The organism is Streptomyces sp. DG1A-41 (assembly GCF_037055355.1).
Taxonomy (GTDB): Bacteria; Actinomycetota; Actinomycetes; order Streptomycetales; family Streptomycetaceae; genus Streptomyces.
The window spans coordinates 4459757-4474512 of the sequence record NZ_CP146350.1; the positions used below are offsets into that span (position 1 = coordinate 4459757).

The following is a 14756-nucleotide window of genomic DNA, read 5'->3' on the forward strand; positions in this document are numbered from 1 at the left end:
GCGCGGATACCGGCTGCCCGGACAGGGCCTCACTCTGGGAGCCCGGCCGGTGACGTTTCGCGATGTTTCACGTGGAACCAGCCGGGCCACATTTCACCCATGACCGTCCGACCCGTGGTCAAGCGCACCGCCCGTGCCGTTCTGCTGGACGGTGACGACCTGATCCTGATCAAGCGCACCAAGCCGGGCATGGATCCCTACTGGCTCACTCCCGGCGGCGGGGTCGAGCCCAGCGACTCGACCGTTGTCGACGCCCTGCACCGCGAGGTGTACGAGGAACTCGGCGCGAAGATCACCGACGTGGTGCCCTGCTTCGTGGACACCGTGGAGCACATCGGGGACGACGGCGGCGCGACCGGGGTGAAGGTGCAGCACTTCTTCGTCTGCCGCCTGGAGTCCATGGACCCCTCGCTCCGCCACGGCCCCGAGGTGGACGAGCCCGTCGGCGAGTACGAGATCGTCCGCGTGCCCTTCACCCGGGTCGGAATCGCCTCCGTCCATCTCGTTCCGCTGTCGCTGCGCCACTACCTGGACGGCAACATCGAGGGCGTACTCGCCATACACGCCCCCGACCTGGGCTGACACCGGAGGCGGATCAGGACCTGGCCGATATCAGTTCCTCCACGGAGTCGTGCCGTATGCGCTCCGACGGGATGCCGATGTCCCGCAGGGCGTCCACACCGCTGCGGATCATCCCGGGCGGGCCCGACAGGTAGGCGTCGTACTCGTTCCACGGCCCGTAGGCACGTACCGCGTCCGGAAGCTGCTGGTGTGCCTGCTGGTCGATGATCGCGCGGACCGAGAGCCAGGGGTGGCTCTGCTGGAGGCGGAGCATGGTGTCGATGTCGTACAGGTCAAGGTCGGTGCGGGCACCGTAGAAGACCTCGACCGGCCGGCGTTCCCCGTGCTCGGCGACGTCCTCGACCAGCGCCTTGATGGGCGCTATGCCGGTGCCGCCGCCCAGGCAGAGCAGTCCGCTGTCGGTGGTGTGGTCCACGGTCATGGAGCCGGCGGGCGGGCCGAGCCGGACGATGTCACCGGGTCGGGCGCGGTGCACCAGGGCATTGGAGACCCAGCCCGCCGGGACGGCCTTCACATGGAACGACAGCAGGCCGTCGGAGCGGGGGGCCGACGCGAAGGAGTAGTGCCGCCATATCCGGGGCCACCAGGGGGTCTCCAGGCTCGTGTACTGCCCGGCGAGGAAGGGGTAGGGCTGGTCGGGACGGACGGTGATGACCGCGACGTCCGGGGTCCTGAGGTCGTGCGCGACGATCTCGGCGTACCACCAGGCCGGGGCACGCAGTTCGTCGCTGGCGGCCGCGTCGATCATGATCTGGGAGATCGTGGTGTACGTCCGGACCCAGGCCGCTTCCATCTCCTCGTTCCAGACCGCGGCGGCGTACTTGCTCAGCGCGCCGATCAGGCATTCGCCGACGGCCGGGTAGTGCTCGGCCCGCGTCCCGTACTTCCGGTGGCCCCGGCCGAGGTTCTGTAGGTAGTTGACCAGGACGTCGGTGTTGTCGATGTGCTCGGCGGCCGTGAGCAGTGCCCTGAGCAGCCGGTCCCGCTGGGTGTCCATCGCGGCCGGGAAGAGCGAGCGCAGGTCGGGGTGGCGGACGAAGAGCAGGGCGTAGAAGTACGAGGTGACCTTGTCGGCCACGGGCGTGACCTCTGCCATGGCGCGGCGAACGAGGATGGCGTCCGGGGACGCTTCCGTGGCCGGGGCGGAGGCGGCCTGTCCTGGGGGCGACACGGGTGCGTGCCGCTGGACGGGGACACGAGGCTCGGCGGGAGGAGCCGTGGCGGAAGCGAAGGGCTCCGGGGCCGGTGTGACCGTCGTGGGCGCGTGTGCTGGCGACGAGGCCGCGGGAGAGGGGGCGGAGGGTGGGGCTGTGGGGGCCGGTACCGCGTCCGGGGATTCGCCCTCTTGATCCGGCACATCGGTGCTCGCGCCGCCTGTCGCCGAGGGGGGCGGAGCCGCTGCACCGTCCGCTGGCGCTTCCGGGGCGGCCGTCTGGCGGCCCACTGGGCGTATCACGGCCGGGCGACGGCCGTCCGGCGTCTCAGGCTCGTTACCCGGCGTCGTCGTCGGCTTGGTGCGGGGCGTGAACCAGTCGCCCCCGCCGCCAGAAGTGCCGTTGTCGGCCGACGTGGTGGTCGGAGCGTCCATGGTGTGCCTCGCCTCGAGCATCTTTCGGTCGGTCTGCGCACTTCCCCAGTCGGAAGGTGCCTGCTTTCCCCCGTGGACGGACTGTGTTCCCATCCGGTGTCGCGGCCAATGCGGCCACATTCAACCCGTGTTCCGGCTCTGTACGGACAAGTAAGGCGAGAGTGTGACATTGACCGCAGTACTCCCACCTGAGCTTCCCACTCACCTGGGCGGCTCAGTCGCATAACCGGAAACGCGGGTTTTCGATCTCTCCGTCCCGTTAGGCTGCCTTGCCCTGTACGCGGCCCACACAGAACGGGTCACCCGCCCCGGACGTGAACCGGAGTCGACCCTATCGGCCACCGCTGTGCACACAAGTCCCCCCTTGCCCCGTCACGAATGAGGGCACGGCGCGCGTCATCAGCACGGTCACCACCGGGCCACGCTCCTGTTTCACGTGAAACGTCTGGCGTCTGTCCGCGCTCTGTGCAGTCGGCTACAACTGGCCAAAAGCTCGTATGGGTCCAGGGAAAGAGGTGGACGCCGGGGGCTCCTGTCGGACAGCCTGACCTGCGTGCCGACTCCTTCCCTTGCCTCCCTGCCCATCCGTCGTCTAACGCTCCGCGATCTCGCCGCCTGCGCCGACTTGTCCGAAGACCGGGGGTGGCCACGGGAGGAGCACAAGTGGGGCTTCCTCCTCACGGCCGGGAAGGGCTATGGCATCGACGACCCCGACGGCGGCCTCGTGAGCGCCTGTGTCGTCACCGAGTACGGACCGCAGGAGCGCCCTTCCCTCGCGGCGATCGGCATGGTCCTCGTCGCTCAGCGGCACACCCGACAGGGCGTGGGACGCCGACTGATGCGCCACGTCGTCTCCGCGATGGGCACCACACCCCTCACCCTGCATGCGACGCCCCACGGCCGACCCCTCTACGAGGAACTCGGCTTCAAGGTCACCGGTCGGGCAGAGATGGTGTCCGGGCGTTTCACTCCAGGCGGGCCGCAGCCGGCGGTCGCCACCCGTGCCGCGACCGCCGAGGACCTTTCCGCGATCCTCCGGCTGGACGAGCAGGCGTTCGGGACCGACCGCACCCACATCGTCACCCGGCTGCCGGCCTTCGCCGACCAGTTGCGTGTGGCGGAGGAGGACGGGCGGCTCGTCGGATACGCGGCCGCCTGGCCCAACATGGACACCCATGTCGTGGGGCCGCTCATCGCGCGGGACACGTCGGTAGCTCAGGCGCTCATCGCGTCCCTGGCCGCCCACACCGACCGTCCCCTTCGCACCGACATCGACGTACGGCACACCGAGCTGCTCGCCTGGGCGAAGGAGCGCGGCCTGGCGTCCGTCGCCTTCAACTCGGTGATGTCGTACGGGATCACCGAGCTGCCCGGGGACTGGAGCCGTCGGTTCGCCCCGGTCACCGTAGCGGCGGGCTGAAGGGCCCCGGTACGCCGACTCCCCCAGAGGACCGGGGAACCGGCGTTGTCTCGCTGAAGGGCCCGGTCAGGCGAGGGCCTCCACGGCGGCCGTGGCGAAGACGTGGTCCTGCTCCGGCGCACCACCGACGACACCGATCGTGCCGATCAGTCGGCCGTCGCGGCGCACCGGCACACCGCCGGCGATGAACAGCAGCGGCCGGTCGAGCGCGGTGGGGAGGGCATGGAAGAAACCTCCGGGCTGCACGGCGTCGACGAGGTCGGCGGTGGGCGCGTTCAGATGGAGGGCCGTGTAGGCCTTGCGGGTGCTGGTCTCGCCGGAGATCAGCACGGCACGGTCGTCACGCCGGAAGGCGAGCAGATGGCCGCCCGCGTCCAGGACGGTGACGCTCACGGCGACACCTGCGGCCTCGGCGGCACGCCGGGCGGCAGTGACGCGGACGTCGGCGTCCTGGGTGGTCAGCGGGGCGGCTGCGGTGGTGACGCTCATGGGGTGGTTCTCCTGGAAACGTGCAGGATCGAAACGTGCAGGATCGTGCTGATCCGGCTCGGGGGAAGGCGGTGAGCCTGGTCGGTCCGGTGGCTCAGTGATGGACGGCGGTCCGCTGCTCGGCCGGAGCGGATCCCGTGACGACGGGGCTGGGGGCACCGGCGTGGCGCTCCAGGGCGGCCGAGAGGAAGGCCAGGACCAGGGCGCCCGCCGCCAGGACGGCACCGACCCAGTTGGGGGCGGTGTAGCCGAAGCCCGCCGTGATCACGAGGCCGCCGAGCCAGGCGGACAGCGCGTTGCCGAGGTTGAAGGCGCCGATGTTCACGGCGGAGGCCAGCGTCGGGGCGCCGTGTGCCTGGTCGAGGACCCGCTTCTGGAGCGGCGGGACGGTGGCGAAGCCCAGGGCGCCGATCAGGGCGATCGTGACGGCCGACAGCAGCTTGTTGTGCGCGGTGAGGGTGAACAGCGCCAGGACCAGGGCCAGGGCGCCCAAGGAGACGTACAGCATGGGCATCAGGGCGCGGTCGGCGAACCTGCCGCCCACGAGGTTGCCGCCGACCATACCGAGGCCGAAGAGGACCAGCAGCCAGGTGACGGAGCCGTCGGCGAAGCCGGCGGTGTGGGTCATCATCGGAGCGATGTAGGTGATGGCCGCGAAGACGCCGCCGAAGCCGAGGACGGTCATCGCCATCGCGAGCAGCACCTGCACATTCTTGAGGGCGGCGAGCTCGTGCCGCAGGCGCACCCCCTCCGGCTTGGGCATGTCGGGGACGAGCCGGGCGATGCCGGCCAAGCCGACGATGCCGAGGGCGGCGACGATCCCGAAGGTCACCCGCCAGCCGACGGACTGCCCGACGAGCGTGCCCAGCGGGACGCCGACCACATTGGCGACCGTCAGGCCCGTGAACATCATCGCGATGGCTCCGGCCTTCTTGTCCGGGGCGACGAGGTCGGCCGCGACGACCGAGCCGATACCGAAGAAGGCGCCGTGGGCCAGCGAGGCGACGACCCGGCCGATCAGCATGACGGCGAAGGCGGGGGCGAGTGCCGAGAGCAGGTTGCCGACGATGAACAGGCCCATCAGCAGCATCAGCATCCGCTTGCGGGAGACCTTCGTGCCCAGAACGGTCATCAGCGGGGCGCCGAACATGACACCGAGCGCGTAGCCGGTCACCAGGTACCCGGCGGTGGGAATGGAGACCCCGTAGTCGCCCGCGACCTCGGGCAGCAAGCCCATGATCACGAACTCGGTCGTTCCGATTCCGAAGGCCCCGATCGCGAGGGCCAGAAGCGCGAGAGGCATGGAGGGTACACCTTCCCATCCGGTTGCAGGAGCGCTTTGCGCGCATCGACAATAGTTGCATACGCGGGCTATATGCAACCGCCGTCAATTGCGCTCCTGCTCTATCCTGGGTGTCAGCCGCTCCGGGACGGAGGAAACACCAATGACAGCGACGGACCCCACGCTCACCGCTCTCGCCCAGAGCTGGTGCGCCCTCTCCCTGCTGCACGGGAGGATCGAGGCCCACATCGAGCGCGCCCTACAGGCCAAGCACGACCTGAGCGCGCGCGAGTACTCCCTGCTCGACGTGCTCAGCCGGCAGCACGACGGGGACGGGGGGCATCTCCAGATGAAGCAGGTCGCCGACGCGGTCGTCCTCAGCCAGAGCGCCACCACGCGTCTGGTCACCCGGCTCGAGGACCGCGGACTCCTGGAGCGTTACCTCTGCCCCACCGACCGCCGGGGCATCTACACGAACGTCACCGATGCGGGCCGCAAGCTGCTCGAAGAGGCACGGCCGACCAACGACACCGCCCTGCGCGAGGCCCTCGACGAGGCGGCGAAGAACCCCGAACTGGCCCCGCTGGTCCGGGTCGTGGAGACGCTGAAGGCTCCGGTGCCCGCATGAGACCGCTCACCCCGGCCGTTGCTGCGTAGGGTGCACCCCATGGGAGATCTTGAGATACGTCCCGTGACCGCCGACGACGTCCCCGCGATCGTCGCCATGCTCGCGGACGACCCCCTGGGCGCCCAGCGCGAGTCACCTGACGACCTCGCCCCATACCTGACGGCGCTGGAGCGGCTCAGCGCTGACCCGAACCAGCGCCTGGTCGTGGCGGTCCGGGAAGCCCGCGTCGTCGGCACGCTCCAGCTCACCATCATCCCCGGGCTGTCCCGACGCGGTGCGACGAGATCGATCATCGAAGGCGTACGCGTCCATGCCGATGAGCGCGGCAGCGGCCTGGGAACACGGCTCATCGAGTGGGCGATCGACGAATCCCGGCATCAAGGCTGCCAGTTGGTCCAGCTGACCTCCGACAACACACGGACCGACGCCCATCGGTTCTACGAACGGCTCGGTTTCACGGCCTCCCACACGGGCTTCAAACTCTCGCTGTGACTGGCATGGATGGGGGCCTGTTTCACGTGAAACAGGCCCCCATCCATGCCACCGGCTAACCGATCCCACGCCAACCCCCGGGATCGACCCCACCCGGCACCGGAGCCCCTTCGTCGTACGGCTGACGCGTGAACACGAAGGAACCGAGGTCCAGATGGCTCACGGACCGGTCCGGCCGCCGTACGGCCTTCAGCAGCTCTCCGGCGTAGTAACCCTCCAGGCCGGTCCAGGTGCCGTCGCCGTTCGGGCAGAACCGCGAGCCTCGCCCGTTGCCGGACAGCGGCTCCAGCGAGGCGAGCCCGTCGGCCGTGAGCCGCAGCGCGAAGGCGGACGTCCCCCAGTACCACTGCCCCGTCAACTCCAGCATCGACGGGTCGACATCACGCAGTGGCCTCCACGGGGCGGGGATGCGCGGCTCCGCCTCGGCGACGATACGGATGAGATCGGCGGCGACCCCGGACAGCAGGGGGCCCGAGGTGCAGTTGGCCAGCACGACCGCCGCTACGTCGTCCTCCACGCTGATGCTCACGTTCGCCAGGAAGCCCGGCAGGGATCCGCTGTGCCCCACGAGCAGCCGACCGTGCCGACACTGAATCTGCATGCCGAGGCCGTAGGTGTCACCGGACATCACGTCCCCGGCCTCCGCCGGCGCCGCCGGGGTCCGCATCTCGCGCAGGGACTCGGCACTCAGCACCCTCTCGTCGCCCTTCACCAGGAAGTCCGCGAACCGGGCCAGGTCTGCTGTGGTCGACCAGAGTTGACCGGCGGGTGCCATACGACCGAGGTCCTCGGCGGGCTCGGGCAGCAGCACGTCGGCCCAAGGGTGCACGGCCCAACCACCAGCGTGCGGGGCCTGCGGTCGTACGCCGGTCCGGTCGAGACTCAGCGGTTCGAGCACTTCACGCCGTAGTGCCTCCCCCCAGGAGGTCCCCCGCAGCTCCTCCACGAGCGCGCCCAGCAACGTGTAACCCGGGTTCGAGTAGTGATGCCGTCGGCCGACAGGGTGCACAAGAGGCTGCTCACCGAGCACATCGGACAGTTCCGGCCGGAGAGTTGCCGACGTGCGCTCCCACCACGGCCCGGGCGACTCGGCCGCCAGCCCGCCCGTGTGCGCGAGCAGTTCGGCGATCGTGGCCTCCCCCGCACCGGTACCCGGCACGTACTTCTCCAGGGGGTCCCCGAGCCCCAGCAGCCCCTCGTCCCGCAGACGCATCACGAGAACGGCGGTGAAGGTCTTCGTGATCGAGCCGATGCGGTACTGGACGTGCTCGTCGGGCTCTTGCCCGTCCACCGATGTCCGGGCGCCGTGCCACACCGCCCGCCCGTCCCGGACGACGGCCGCGACCAGCGACGGTGCCCGCCCCTGCGCCTGTGCCACGGCGATCCGGTGCAGCAGCGCACGACTCGTTGCGGGAAGCAGCTCTTCCTGAGGTGTGGTCATGGCCCAAGTCCACCTGGCCCGGCCCGGCGAGTCGACCTCATTTCGCCATCGGCATGTAGGTTCTCCGGTTCGCTTCATATGGCGACTCGAGGGGGTGGTAAGCCTGGTAGAGCACCGCCGCGGCGTCGATGGCCTTCGTCGACACCGGCGTCACCCACAGACCGATGATGCAGCGGGTGTACCAGTCCATCGCGACGGCAGTTCCGCCTGCATCCACCGCAGAGTGACCGGGTCGAGCGCGAACACGTCCAGCCGCGTGGTGTCCATCAGCACGTACTCACCCGGCCGTGTGGGTCGCAGCTTGCCGCAGACCCCCTTCGGCCGGTCGGCGATGTCCCGGTTGCGCTGGGTACTCAGCCGGAACGTCGGGTGGCGCCGCTCCAGCTCCTGCATCCACCGATAAGCCGTCGTCCGCGGCGGCACCGGAATCTTGACCAGCTTGAACTTGGTCTTGAGGCGGGCTTCGACTTCCTCCAGCACCACCTTCACCGATGGCCGCGACTCTTCCTCGTACTCATTCAGCACCGCCACCGCTGTCTCGACTCAGCGAGGATCGGCGTTGCCCAATCCGCCCTCGCTCCGCGGGGTTTTCGGCACCAGCCCCGCTTCGCCGTGCTCACGGAAGGCACATGCCCACCGGCGCACTGTGCGCGTCATCACCCCCAGTTCCGCGGCCTTGGCCTCGTAGCGGGTCTGCAGCGGCAGGCCAGGGGCGTACTGGGAACGCGGCTCGTCGGGTCGCGGAAGGTCCTCGCTGCCCGAGCGGTAGCCCGTCAGCATCTCGCCTCAATCCAAGGCGCATTGGGGCTATGACGCCGAATTCCTGGACTCGTGCAGAGACGAGCTCACCGTTGCCGCGGATGAGCTCGAACGCCGGCGATCCATGGTGGCTGACAGGGATGGCCCACATCCTGGGCTTCACGACCCTCGAAGGAGAACCACCCAAAGGCGTCTTGGGCATGCTGTTCGTCGGCTTGACGTCGACCACCGGACCGTCGTCCGTCAACAGCAGATAGTCCGGGATGTGCCTGCGATCTTTGCCATCGATGTCGGCCTTGAGCAGGAACGGCTGGGCGACGACGTACTGCACCGCCGGGTCGAAGTCGGCGAACAGCAGCCGCCCCAGCTCCAGCCTCGACTCGTAGATCACGTGGTCGCCCACGGTGGCTGATCAGTACGTGCCCGAAAAGTGCTGCTGCCCCTTGAACCAGCGGAACGTCCGCCAAGGCCGGGCTCCTCGTAGCAGCCCGAGCGGCACCGACGACCGCTCCAAGTCCTCCATCACGGCATCGGCACTACGCCGGACACTCAGCCGTACTGGCGCGGCCACCGCTGTACCCATCGGACCACCAGCCCCGCGTTCCCCGAGGCGGTCCTCTGACCGCCGAACGCCGAGGTCCTGCCCGGGCCACGCATGCAGACGCCGACCGCGGAGGTCCTATACACAAAGAGGGGAACTACCCGCTCACGGGGCATGAATCCAATCCCCAGTCCTATTGGCCACGCGGTGGACATCGCCGGTGGGAAAAGGACGCGGGATCTGGGATCCCACAAGGCACAGGCTCAAGTCTGCGCCATGTCCACGAACCGCGAGTAGTGCCCCTGGAAGGCGACCGTGATCGTCGCCGTCGGGCCGTTTCGGTGCTTGGCCACGATCAGGTCGGCCTCGCCCGCGCGCGGCGACTCCTTCTCGTAGGCGTCCTCACGGTGCAGCAGGATGACCATGTCGGCGTCCTGCTCGATGGAACCGGACTCACGCAGGTCGGAGACCATCGGCTTCTTGTCCGTGCGCTGCTCGGGACCACGGTTCAGCTGGGAGAGCGCGATGACCGGGATCTCCAGCTCTTTGGCCAGCAGCTTAAGGTTACGGGACATGTCCGAGACCTCCTGCTGACGGCTCTCGGCCCGCTTGGAACCGCCGGACTGCATCAGCTGGAGGTAGTCGATGACCACCAGTCGGAGGTCATTGCGCTGCTTGAGGCGGCGGCACTTGGCGCGGATCTCCATCATCGACAGGTTCGGCGAGTCGTCGATATAGAGCGGGGCCGCCGAGACGTCCGGCATCCGCCGGGCCAGGCGCGTCCAGTCATCGTCGGTCATCGTGCCGGACCGCATGTGGTGCAGGGCGACCCGCGCCTCGGCGGACAGCAGACGCATCGCGATCTCGTTGCGCCCCATTTCCAGCGAGAAGATCACGCTCGGCAGGTTGTTCTTGATCGAGGCCGCCCGCGCGAAGTCCAGCGCTAGCGTCGACTTGCCCATGGCGGGACGCGCGGCGATGACGATCATCTGGCCCGGGTGCAGCCCGTTGGTGAGCGAGTCGAAGTCCGTGAAGCCCGTGGGCACACCGGTCATCTCGCCGCTGCGCGAGCCGATCGCCTCGATCTCGTCGAGCGCGCCCTCCATGATGTCGCCGAGCGGCAGATAGTCCTCGCTGGTGCGCTGCTCGGTGACCGCGTAGACCTCCGCCTGGGCGCGGTTGACGATCTCGTCGACGTCGTCATCGGCCGCGTATCCCATCTGCGTGATGCGGGTACCCGCCTCGACCAAGCGGCGCAGCACGGCCCGCTCGTGGACGATCTCCGCGTAGTAGGCGGCGTTGGCGGCCGTGGGCACCGTCTGGACGAGGGTGTGCAGATACGAGGCCCCGCCGACCTTGTTGATCTCGCCACGCTTGGTGAGCTCGGCGGCGATCGTGATGGGGTCGGCCGGCTCGCCCTTGGCATAGACGTCGAGGACGGCCTGGTAGATCGTCTCGTGGGCCGGCTTGTAGAAGTCGTGGCCCTTGAGGATCTCGACGACGTCGGCGATGGCGTCCTTGGAGAGCAGCATGCCGCCGAGGACGGACTGCTCTGCCTCGATGTCCTGCGGCGGTACCCGCTCGAAGGCCGGGGCGGCGCCGCCGTCCCATGCCCCGTTGTCCCTGCCGCGCTCGTGCTGCTCGTCGCGGCCCCGGGGCCCGTCGCCACGTCGGCGGGAGGCGGGCAGACGATCACTGGGACCGCTGTCGGCCCACGGGTCGTCCAAGGGCTCGGAAATGCTCACCGAGCCACCTCCTCCCGTCCGCCGCAGCAGACCTCGCCGTGCCTCTCTTTTCTACGGCACGGCACTGACAAATGAGACGCCCAACTCCGGTTGGCCAGCGCCGGTTTTGTGGCGTTTTGAAAACCGGCGGACGGAGCGGGCGCCGGACCACGTTAGGCCTCTCGGCACCGTCAGCCAATCTGGTTATCCACAGGCCATGTGGACGACGGCCCAGATGCTGTGGAGAACCCCTCAAAACCTGTGCACGACCCGGTGGACAGGCCTGTGAACAAGCATCGAACCGTCCCAACCAGAGGCATCTGACCTGCGGCTTTACCGTCCACCGGCTGTGCAGAAGAAAAACTTCCGCAACCGGTGCAAGATCGCTTCGGATGGCGCACAGCAGTGCGCATCATCGGACGGGAGGTAAGGGGCGCAAATCCGTTGCATCTCTTACCTGTGGACGATTAGATTGGTGCACATGACACAGGCCCCCGCGCGCCGACGAACCGGCCGGAGACAGCACGACCGAGAGATCGTCGCGTTGGCCGTGCCGGCCTTCGGCTCCCTCGTCGCCGAGCCTCTCTTCCTCATGACCGACACCGCCATCGTGGGCCATCTGGGCACGGCCCAACTCGCGGGACTCGGCGTCGCCTCGGCCCTGCTGCTGACCGCCGTCAGTGTCTTCGTCTTCCTCGCCTATGCCACGACAGCGGCGGTCGCCCGCCGCGTCGGCGCGGGTGACCTCCAAGCCGCCATCCGACAGGGCATGGACGGCATCTGGCTGGCACTGCTTCTCGGCGCTGCCGTCGTCGCCTTCGTCCTGCCGACGGCATCCGCCCTCGTCGACCTCTTCGGCGCCTCGGACGCGGCGGCTCCCTACGCCACCACGTACCTGCGCATCTCCGCGCTCGGCATACCGGCCATGCTCGTCGTCCTCGCCGCGACCGGTGTGCTCCGCGGCCTCCAGGACACCAAAACCCCTCTCTATGTGGCCATCGCCGGATTCGTCGCCAACGGCGCTCTCAACGCGGGGCTCGTCTACGGCGCCGGCCTGGGGATCGCGGGCTCCGCCTGGGGCACCGTCATCGCCCAGTGGGGCATGGCCGTGGTCTATCTCGCGGTGGTTCTGCGCGGGGCGCACAAGCACGGTGCCTCACTCCGCCCGGACGCCGCCGGGATCAGGGCTTCGGCACACGCCGGTGCGCCCCTGCTGGTTCGCACTCTCTCCCTGCGGGCGATCCTGTTGATCGCCACAGCGGTCGCCGCCCGTCTAGGTGATGCCGACATCGCCGCACACCAGATCATCCTGTCCCTGTGGAACCTGTTCGCTTTCGCCCTCGACGCCATCGCCATCGCGGGACAAGCCATCATCGGGCGCTACCTCGGAGCCGGTGACGCACAAGGCGCCCGCGACGCCTGCCGTCGCATGGTGGAGTGGGGGATCGCCATCGGGGTCGTCCTCGGCGTCCTGGTCGTCATCACCCGACCGGCGTTCCTGCCGCTGTTCACCAGTGACTCCGCGGTCAAGGACGCGGCGCTGCCCGCCCTGCTCATCGTCGCCCTCTCACAGCCGATCTCCGGCATCGTCTTCGTCCTGGACGGAGTCCTGATGGGCGCCGGCGACGGCCCCTACCTGGCCTGGGCGATGCTGCTCACTCTGGCCATCTTCACCCCGGTCGCCGTGCTGGTGCCGGTACTGGGCGGTGGGCTTACCGCCCTCTGGGCCACCATGACGCTGATGATGACCGTGCGGATGGTCACGCTGTGGCTCCGGACTCGCTCGGGCCGCTGGATCGTGACGGGCGCGACCCGCTGATCGCCGGGCCCAGCCCGCACCGATGTTTCACGTGAAACACCATGTTTCACGTGAAACGACGGTGGGGCCGAAACAACGATGGGGCCGCACCCCGAAGGGTGCGACCCCATCGCTCACTGCCTCAGCGAGCGCGATACTCAGGCCGCGACGACCTCGATGTTGACCTTGGCGGCAACCTCGGGGTGCAGACGCACGGACGTCTCGTGAGCGCCCAGCGTCTTGATCGGCGAGCCCAGCTCGATGCGGCGCTTGTCGACCTCGGGGCCACCGGAAGCCTTGATCGCGGAAGCGATGTCGGCCGGGGTGACGGAACCGAAGAGACGACCGGCGTCGCCGGAGCGGACAGCCAGGCGGACCTTGACGCCCTCGAGCTGGGCCTTCACCTGGTTGGCCTGCTCGATGGTCTGGATCTCGTGGATCTTGCGAGCACGACGGATCTGCTCGACGTCCTTCTCGCCACCCTTGGTCCAGCGGATAGCGAACTTCCGCGGGATCAGGTAGTTGCGAGCGTAACCGTCCTTGACGTCGACGACGTCGCCCGCGGCACCGAGGCCGGAGACCTCGTGGGTCAGGATGATCTTCATGTGTCGGTCACCCTTCCCTTATCGCGCGGTGGAGGTGTAGGGCAGCAGCGCCATCTCACGGCTGTTCTTGACGGCCGTGGCGACGTCACGCTGGTGCTGCGTGCAGTTGCCGGTCACGCGGCGGGCACGGATCTTGCCGCGGTCGGAAATGAACTTCCGCAGCATGTTCGTGTCCTTGTAGTCCACGTACGTGACCTTGTCCTTGCAGAAAGCGCAGACCTTCTTCTTCGGCTTGCGCACAGGCGGCTTCGCCATGATGTATCTCCTGTGTGATCAAGAAGTTTGGGTGCGAACCCGCCCTAGAAGGGGGGTTCGTCCGAGTAGCCGCCGCCAGCGCCGCCGCCGGAGCCACCGCCCCAACCGCCGCCACCGCCCTGGTTGCCACCGGCGGGAGCGCCGGTCGCCCACGGGTCGTCGGCGGGAGCGCCGCCGCCCTGCTGGCCGCCACCGGGGCCGCCGCCCCAGCCGCCGCCACCCTGGCCACCACCGCCACCGCCGCCGTACCCGCCCTGGCCACCGCGGCCAGTGGTTTTGGTGACCTTGGCCGTGGCGTTGCGCAGGCTGGCGCCGACTTCCTCGACATCCAGCTCGTAGACCGTGCGCTTGACGCCCTCACGGTCCTCGTAGGACCGCTGCTTCAGCCGGCCCTGCACGATGACGCGCATGCCTCGCTGGAGCGATTCAGCGACGTTCTCCGCCGCCTGACGCCAGACCGAGCAGGTCAGGAAGAGGCTCTCGCCGTCCTTCCACTCGTTCGTCTGGCGGTCGAAGGTGCGGGGAGTGGACGCGACACGGAACTTCGCGACGGCCGCACCGGAGGGGGTGAAGCGCAGCTCGGGGTCGTCGACAAGATTGCCGACCACCGTGATGACGGTCTCGCCTGCCATGGGGGAACCTCTCGGCGGGTTTGCTCTGGCTGCTTGCTACTCGAATCCCGGGATCAGCTGAGCGTGAGAGCTCAGTGGGTCTCGGGACGGAGGACCTTGGTCCGGAGGACCGACTCGTTCAGGTTCATCTGGCGGTCGAGCTCCTTGACGACCGCAGGCTCAGCCTGAAGGTCGATGACCGAGTAGATACCCTCGGGCTTCTTCTTGATCTCGTACGCGAGACGACGACGGCCCCAGGTGTCGACCTTCTCGACCTTTCCGCCGCCGTCACGGACGACAGAGAGGAAGTTCTCGATCAGCGGGGAGACAGCGCGCTCCTCGACGTCGGGGTCGAGGATGACCATCACCTCGTAGTGACGCATGTGGAACCCACCTCCTTTGGACTCAGCGGCCACGGTCGTTCCGTGGCAGGAGGGTTGTGATGCGTAGCAACGGTATCGGCCACCACTGACAATCAGGGGTTCTGTGGAGAAGCCCTGCCGTGGCATGGGCAGACACCGGTGCGGACAGTACAGAGTAC

General features: G+C 68.5%; 17 protein-coding genes. 5 read left to right on the top strand and 12 right to left on the bottom strand.

What is annotated here, in order from left to right; genetic code table 11:
• Positions 1-99: 99 nt before the first annotated feature.
• Positions 100-582, top strand: coding sequence for an NUDIX hydrolase (locus tag V8690_RS20800; RefSeq protein WP_338780989.1), 483 nt, complete (start codon positions 100-102; stop codon positions 580-582).
• Positions 583-595: 13 nt separating this feature from the next.
• On the opposite strand, the gene V8690_RS20805 is transcribed toward V8690_RS20800, so the two are convergent.
• Complete coding sequence (locus tag V8690_RS20805) at positions 596-2191, bottom strand: globin domain-containing protein (RefSeq protein WP_338780991.1); 1596 nt, start codon at positions 2189-2191, stop codon at positions 596-598.
• A 532-nt stretch (positions 2192-2723) separates the two neighbouring features.
• Here V8690_RS20805 and V8690_RS20810 point away from each other — a divergent pair.
• A complete protein-coding gene (locus tag V8690_RS20810) occupies positions 2724-3590 on the top strand; it encodes a GNAT family N-acetyltransferase (protein WP_338780993.1) in 867 nt (288 codons plus the stop codon).
• A gap of 66 nt (positions 3591-3656) precedes the next feature.
• Here V8690_RS20810 and V8690_RS20815 read toward each other — a convergent pair whose 3' ends face one another.
• Together V8690_RS20815 and V8690_RS20820 are read right to left on the bottom strand one after the other, a co-directional pair.
• A complete protein-coding gene (locus tag V8690_RS20815; protein ID WP_338780995.1) occupies positions 3657-4079 on the bottom strand; it encodes a heme-binding protein in 423 nt (140 codons plus the stop codon).
• Positions 4080-4173: 94 nt separating this feature from the next.
• Positions 4174-5382, bottom strand: coding sequence for an MFS transporter (locus tag V8690_RS20820; RefSeq protein WP_338780997.1), 1209 nt, complete (start codon positions 5380-5382; stop codon positions 4174-4176).
• 142 nt (positions 5383-5524) lie between these two features.
• Between V8690_RS20820 and V8690_RS20825 the strand changes: the two genes are divergently transcribed.
• Both V8690_RS20825 and V8690_RS20830 read left to right on the top strand, forming a co-directional pair.
• Entirely contained in the window at positions 5525-5989 is a 465-nt protein-coding gene (locus V8690_RS20825; protein ID WP_338780999.1) for a MarR family transcriptional regulator, read from the top strand.
• Between the two features lie 39 nt (positions 5990-6028).
• Positions 6029-6481, top strand: coding sequence for a GNAT family N-acetyltransferase (locus V8690_RS20830; protein ID WP_338781001.1), 453 nt, complete (start codon positions 6029-6031; stop codon positions 6479-6481).
• Between the two features lie 55 nt (positions 6482-6536).
• Here V8690_RS20830 and V8690_RS20835 read toward each other — a convergent pair whose 3' ends face one another.
• The 5 genes from V8690_RS20835 to dnaB form a co-directional block, all read right to left on the bottom strand.
• Positions 6537-7922: a serine hydrolase domain-containing protein gene (locus V8690_RS20835; RefSeq protein ID WP_338781002.1), complete on the bottom strand. Its 1386-nt coding sequence runs from the start codon at positions 7920-7922 to the stop codon at positions 6537-6539.
• A 150-nt stretch (positions 7923-8072) separates the two neighbouring features.
• Positions 8073-8447 carry a hypothetical protein gene (locus tag V8690_RS20840; RefSeq protein WP_338781003.1) on the bottom strand — a complete coding sequence of 125 codons (375 nt, stop codon included), beginning with the start codon at positions 8445-8447 and terminating at the stop codon, positions 8073-8075.
• Positions 8448-8465: 18 nt separating this feature from the next.
• Positions 8466-8579: a helix-turn-helix domain-containing protein gene (locus V8690_RS20845; protein WP_338781005.1), complete on the bottom strand. Its 114-nt coding sequence runs from the start codon at positions 8577-8579 to the stop codon at positions 8466-8468.
• Complete coding sequence (locus V8690_RS20850; RefSeq protein ID WP_338781007.1) at positions 8539-9084, bottom strand: transposase; 546 nt, start codon at positions 9082-9084, stop codon at positions 8539-8541. The genes V8690_RS20845 and V8690_RS20850 overlap by 41 nt, the downstream gene beginning before the upstream one ends.
• Before the next feature lie 401 nt (positions 9085-9485).
• Positions 9486-10967: a replicative DNA helicase gene (gene dnaB / locus V8690_RS20855; RefSeq protein ID WP_338781009.1), complete on the bottom strand. Its 1482-nt coding sequence runs from the start codon at positions 10965-10967 to the stop codon at positions 9486-9488.
• 460 nt (positions 10968-11427) lie between these two features.
• Here dnaB and V8690_RS20860 point away from each other — a divergent pair, with 460 nt between their 5' ends.
• Positions 11428-12765, top strand: a complete 1338-nt coding sequence (locus V8690_RS20860; protein WP_338781011.1) for an MATE family efflux transporter — start codon at positions 11428-11430, stop codon at positions 12763-12765.
• A gap of 137 nt (positions 12766-12902) precedes the next feature.
• Here the strand turns inward: V8690_RS20860 and rplI are convergent, their stop codons facing one another.
• The 4 genes from rplI to rpsF all read right to left on the bottom strand — a co-directional run bounded on the left by rplI (position 12903) and on the right by rpsF (position 14598).
• Positions 12903-13349, bottom strand: a complete 447-nt coding sequence (gene rplI, locus V8690_RS20865) for a 50S ribosomal protein L9 (RefSeq protein WP_010032778.1) — start codon at positions 13347-13349, stop codon at positions 12903-12905.
• A gap of 18 nt (positions 13350-13367) precedes the next feature.
• A complete protein-coding gene (gene rpsR / locus V8690_RS20870; protein ID WP_003949403.1) occupies positions 13368-13604 on the bottom strand; it encodes a 30S ribosomal protein S18 in 237 nt (78 codons plus the stop codon).
• A 44-nt stretch (positions 13605-13648) separates the two neighbouring features.
• Positions 13649-14236: a single-stranded DNA-binding protein gene (locus V8690_RS20875; protein ID WP_338781013.1), complete on the bottom strand. Its 588-nt coding sequence runs from the start codon at positions 14234-14236 to the stop codon at positions 13649-13651.
• Between the two features lie 71 nt (positions 14237-14307).
• Positions 14308-14598, bottom strand: coding sequence for a 30S ribosomal protein S6 (rpsF, locus tag V8690_RS20880; RefSeq protein ID WP_003991486.1), 291 nt, complete (start codon positions 14596-14598; stop codon positions 14308-14310).
• Positions 14599-14756 lie beyond the last annotated feature (158 nt).

Bases quoted from the DNA above. Each gene is read 5' to 3' on its own strand.
- rpsF (WP_003991486.1), bottom strand. From the start codon at position 14,598: ATGCGTCACTACGAGGTGATGGTCATCCTCGACCCCGACGTCGAGGAG.
- V8690_RS20845 (WP_338781005.1), bottom strand. From the start codon at position 8,579: ATGACGCGCACAGTGCGCCGGTGGGCATGTGCCTTCCGTGAGCACGGC.
- V8690_RS20820 (WP_338780997.1), bottom strand. From the start codon at position 5,382: ATGCCTCTCGCGCTTCTGGCCCTCGCGATCGGGGCCTTCGGAATCGGA.
- V8690_RS20875 (WP_338781013.1), bottom strand. From the start codon at position 14,236: ATGGCAGGCGAGACCGTCATCACGGTGGTCGGCAATCTTGTCGACGAC.
- V8690_RS20860 (WP_338781011.1), top strand. From the start codon at position 11,428: ATGACACAGGCCCCCGCGCGCCGACGAACCGGCCGGAGACAGCACGAC.
- rplI (WP_010032778.1), bottom strand. From the start codon at position 13,349: ATGAAGATCATCCTGACCCACGAGGTCTCCGGCCTCGGTGCCGCGGGC.
- rpsR (WP_003949403.1), bottom strand. From the start codon at position 13,604: ATGGCGAAGCCGCCTGTGCGCAAGCCGAAGAAGAAGGTCTGCGCTTTC.
- V8690_RS20830 (WP_338781001.1), top strand. From the start codon at position 6,029: ATGGGAGATCTTGAGATACGTCCCGTGACCGCCGACGACGTCCCCGCG.
- V8690_RS20800 (WP_338780989.1), top strand. From the start codon at position 100: ATGACCGTCCGACCCGTGGTCAAGCGCACCGCCCGTGCCGTTCTGCTG.
- V8690_RS20805 (WP_338780991.1), bottom strand. From the start codon at position 2,191: ATGCTCGAGGCGAGGCACACCATGGACGCTCCGACCACCACGTCGGCC.
- V8690_RS20835 (WP_338781002.1), bottom strand. From the start codon at position 7,922: ATGACCACACCTCAGGAAGAGCTGCTTCCCGCAACGAGTCGTGCGCTG.
- V8690_RS20825 (WP_338780999.1), top strand. From the start codon at position 5,525: ATGACAGCGACGGACCCCACGCTCACCGCTCTCGCCCAGAGCTGGTGC.
- V8690_RS20815 (WP_338780995.1), bottom strand. From the start codon at position 4,079: ATGAGCGTCACCACCGCAGCCGCCCCGCTGACCACCCAGGACGCCGAC.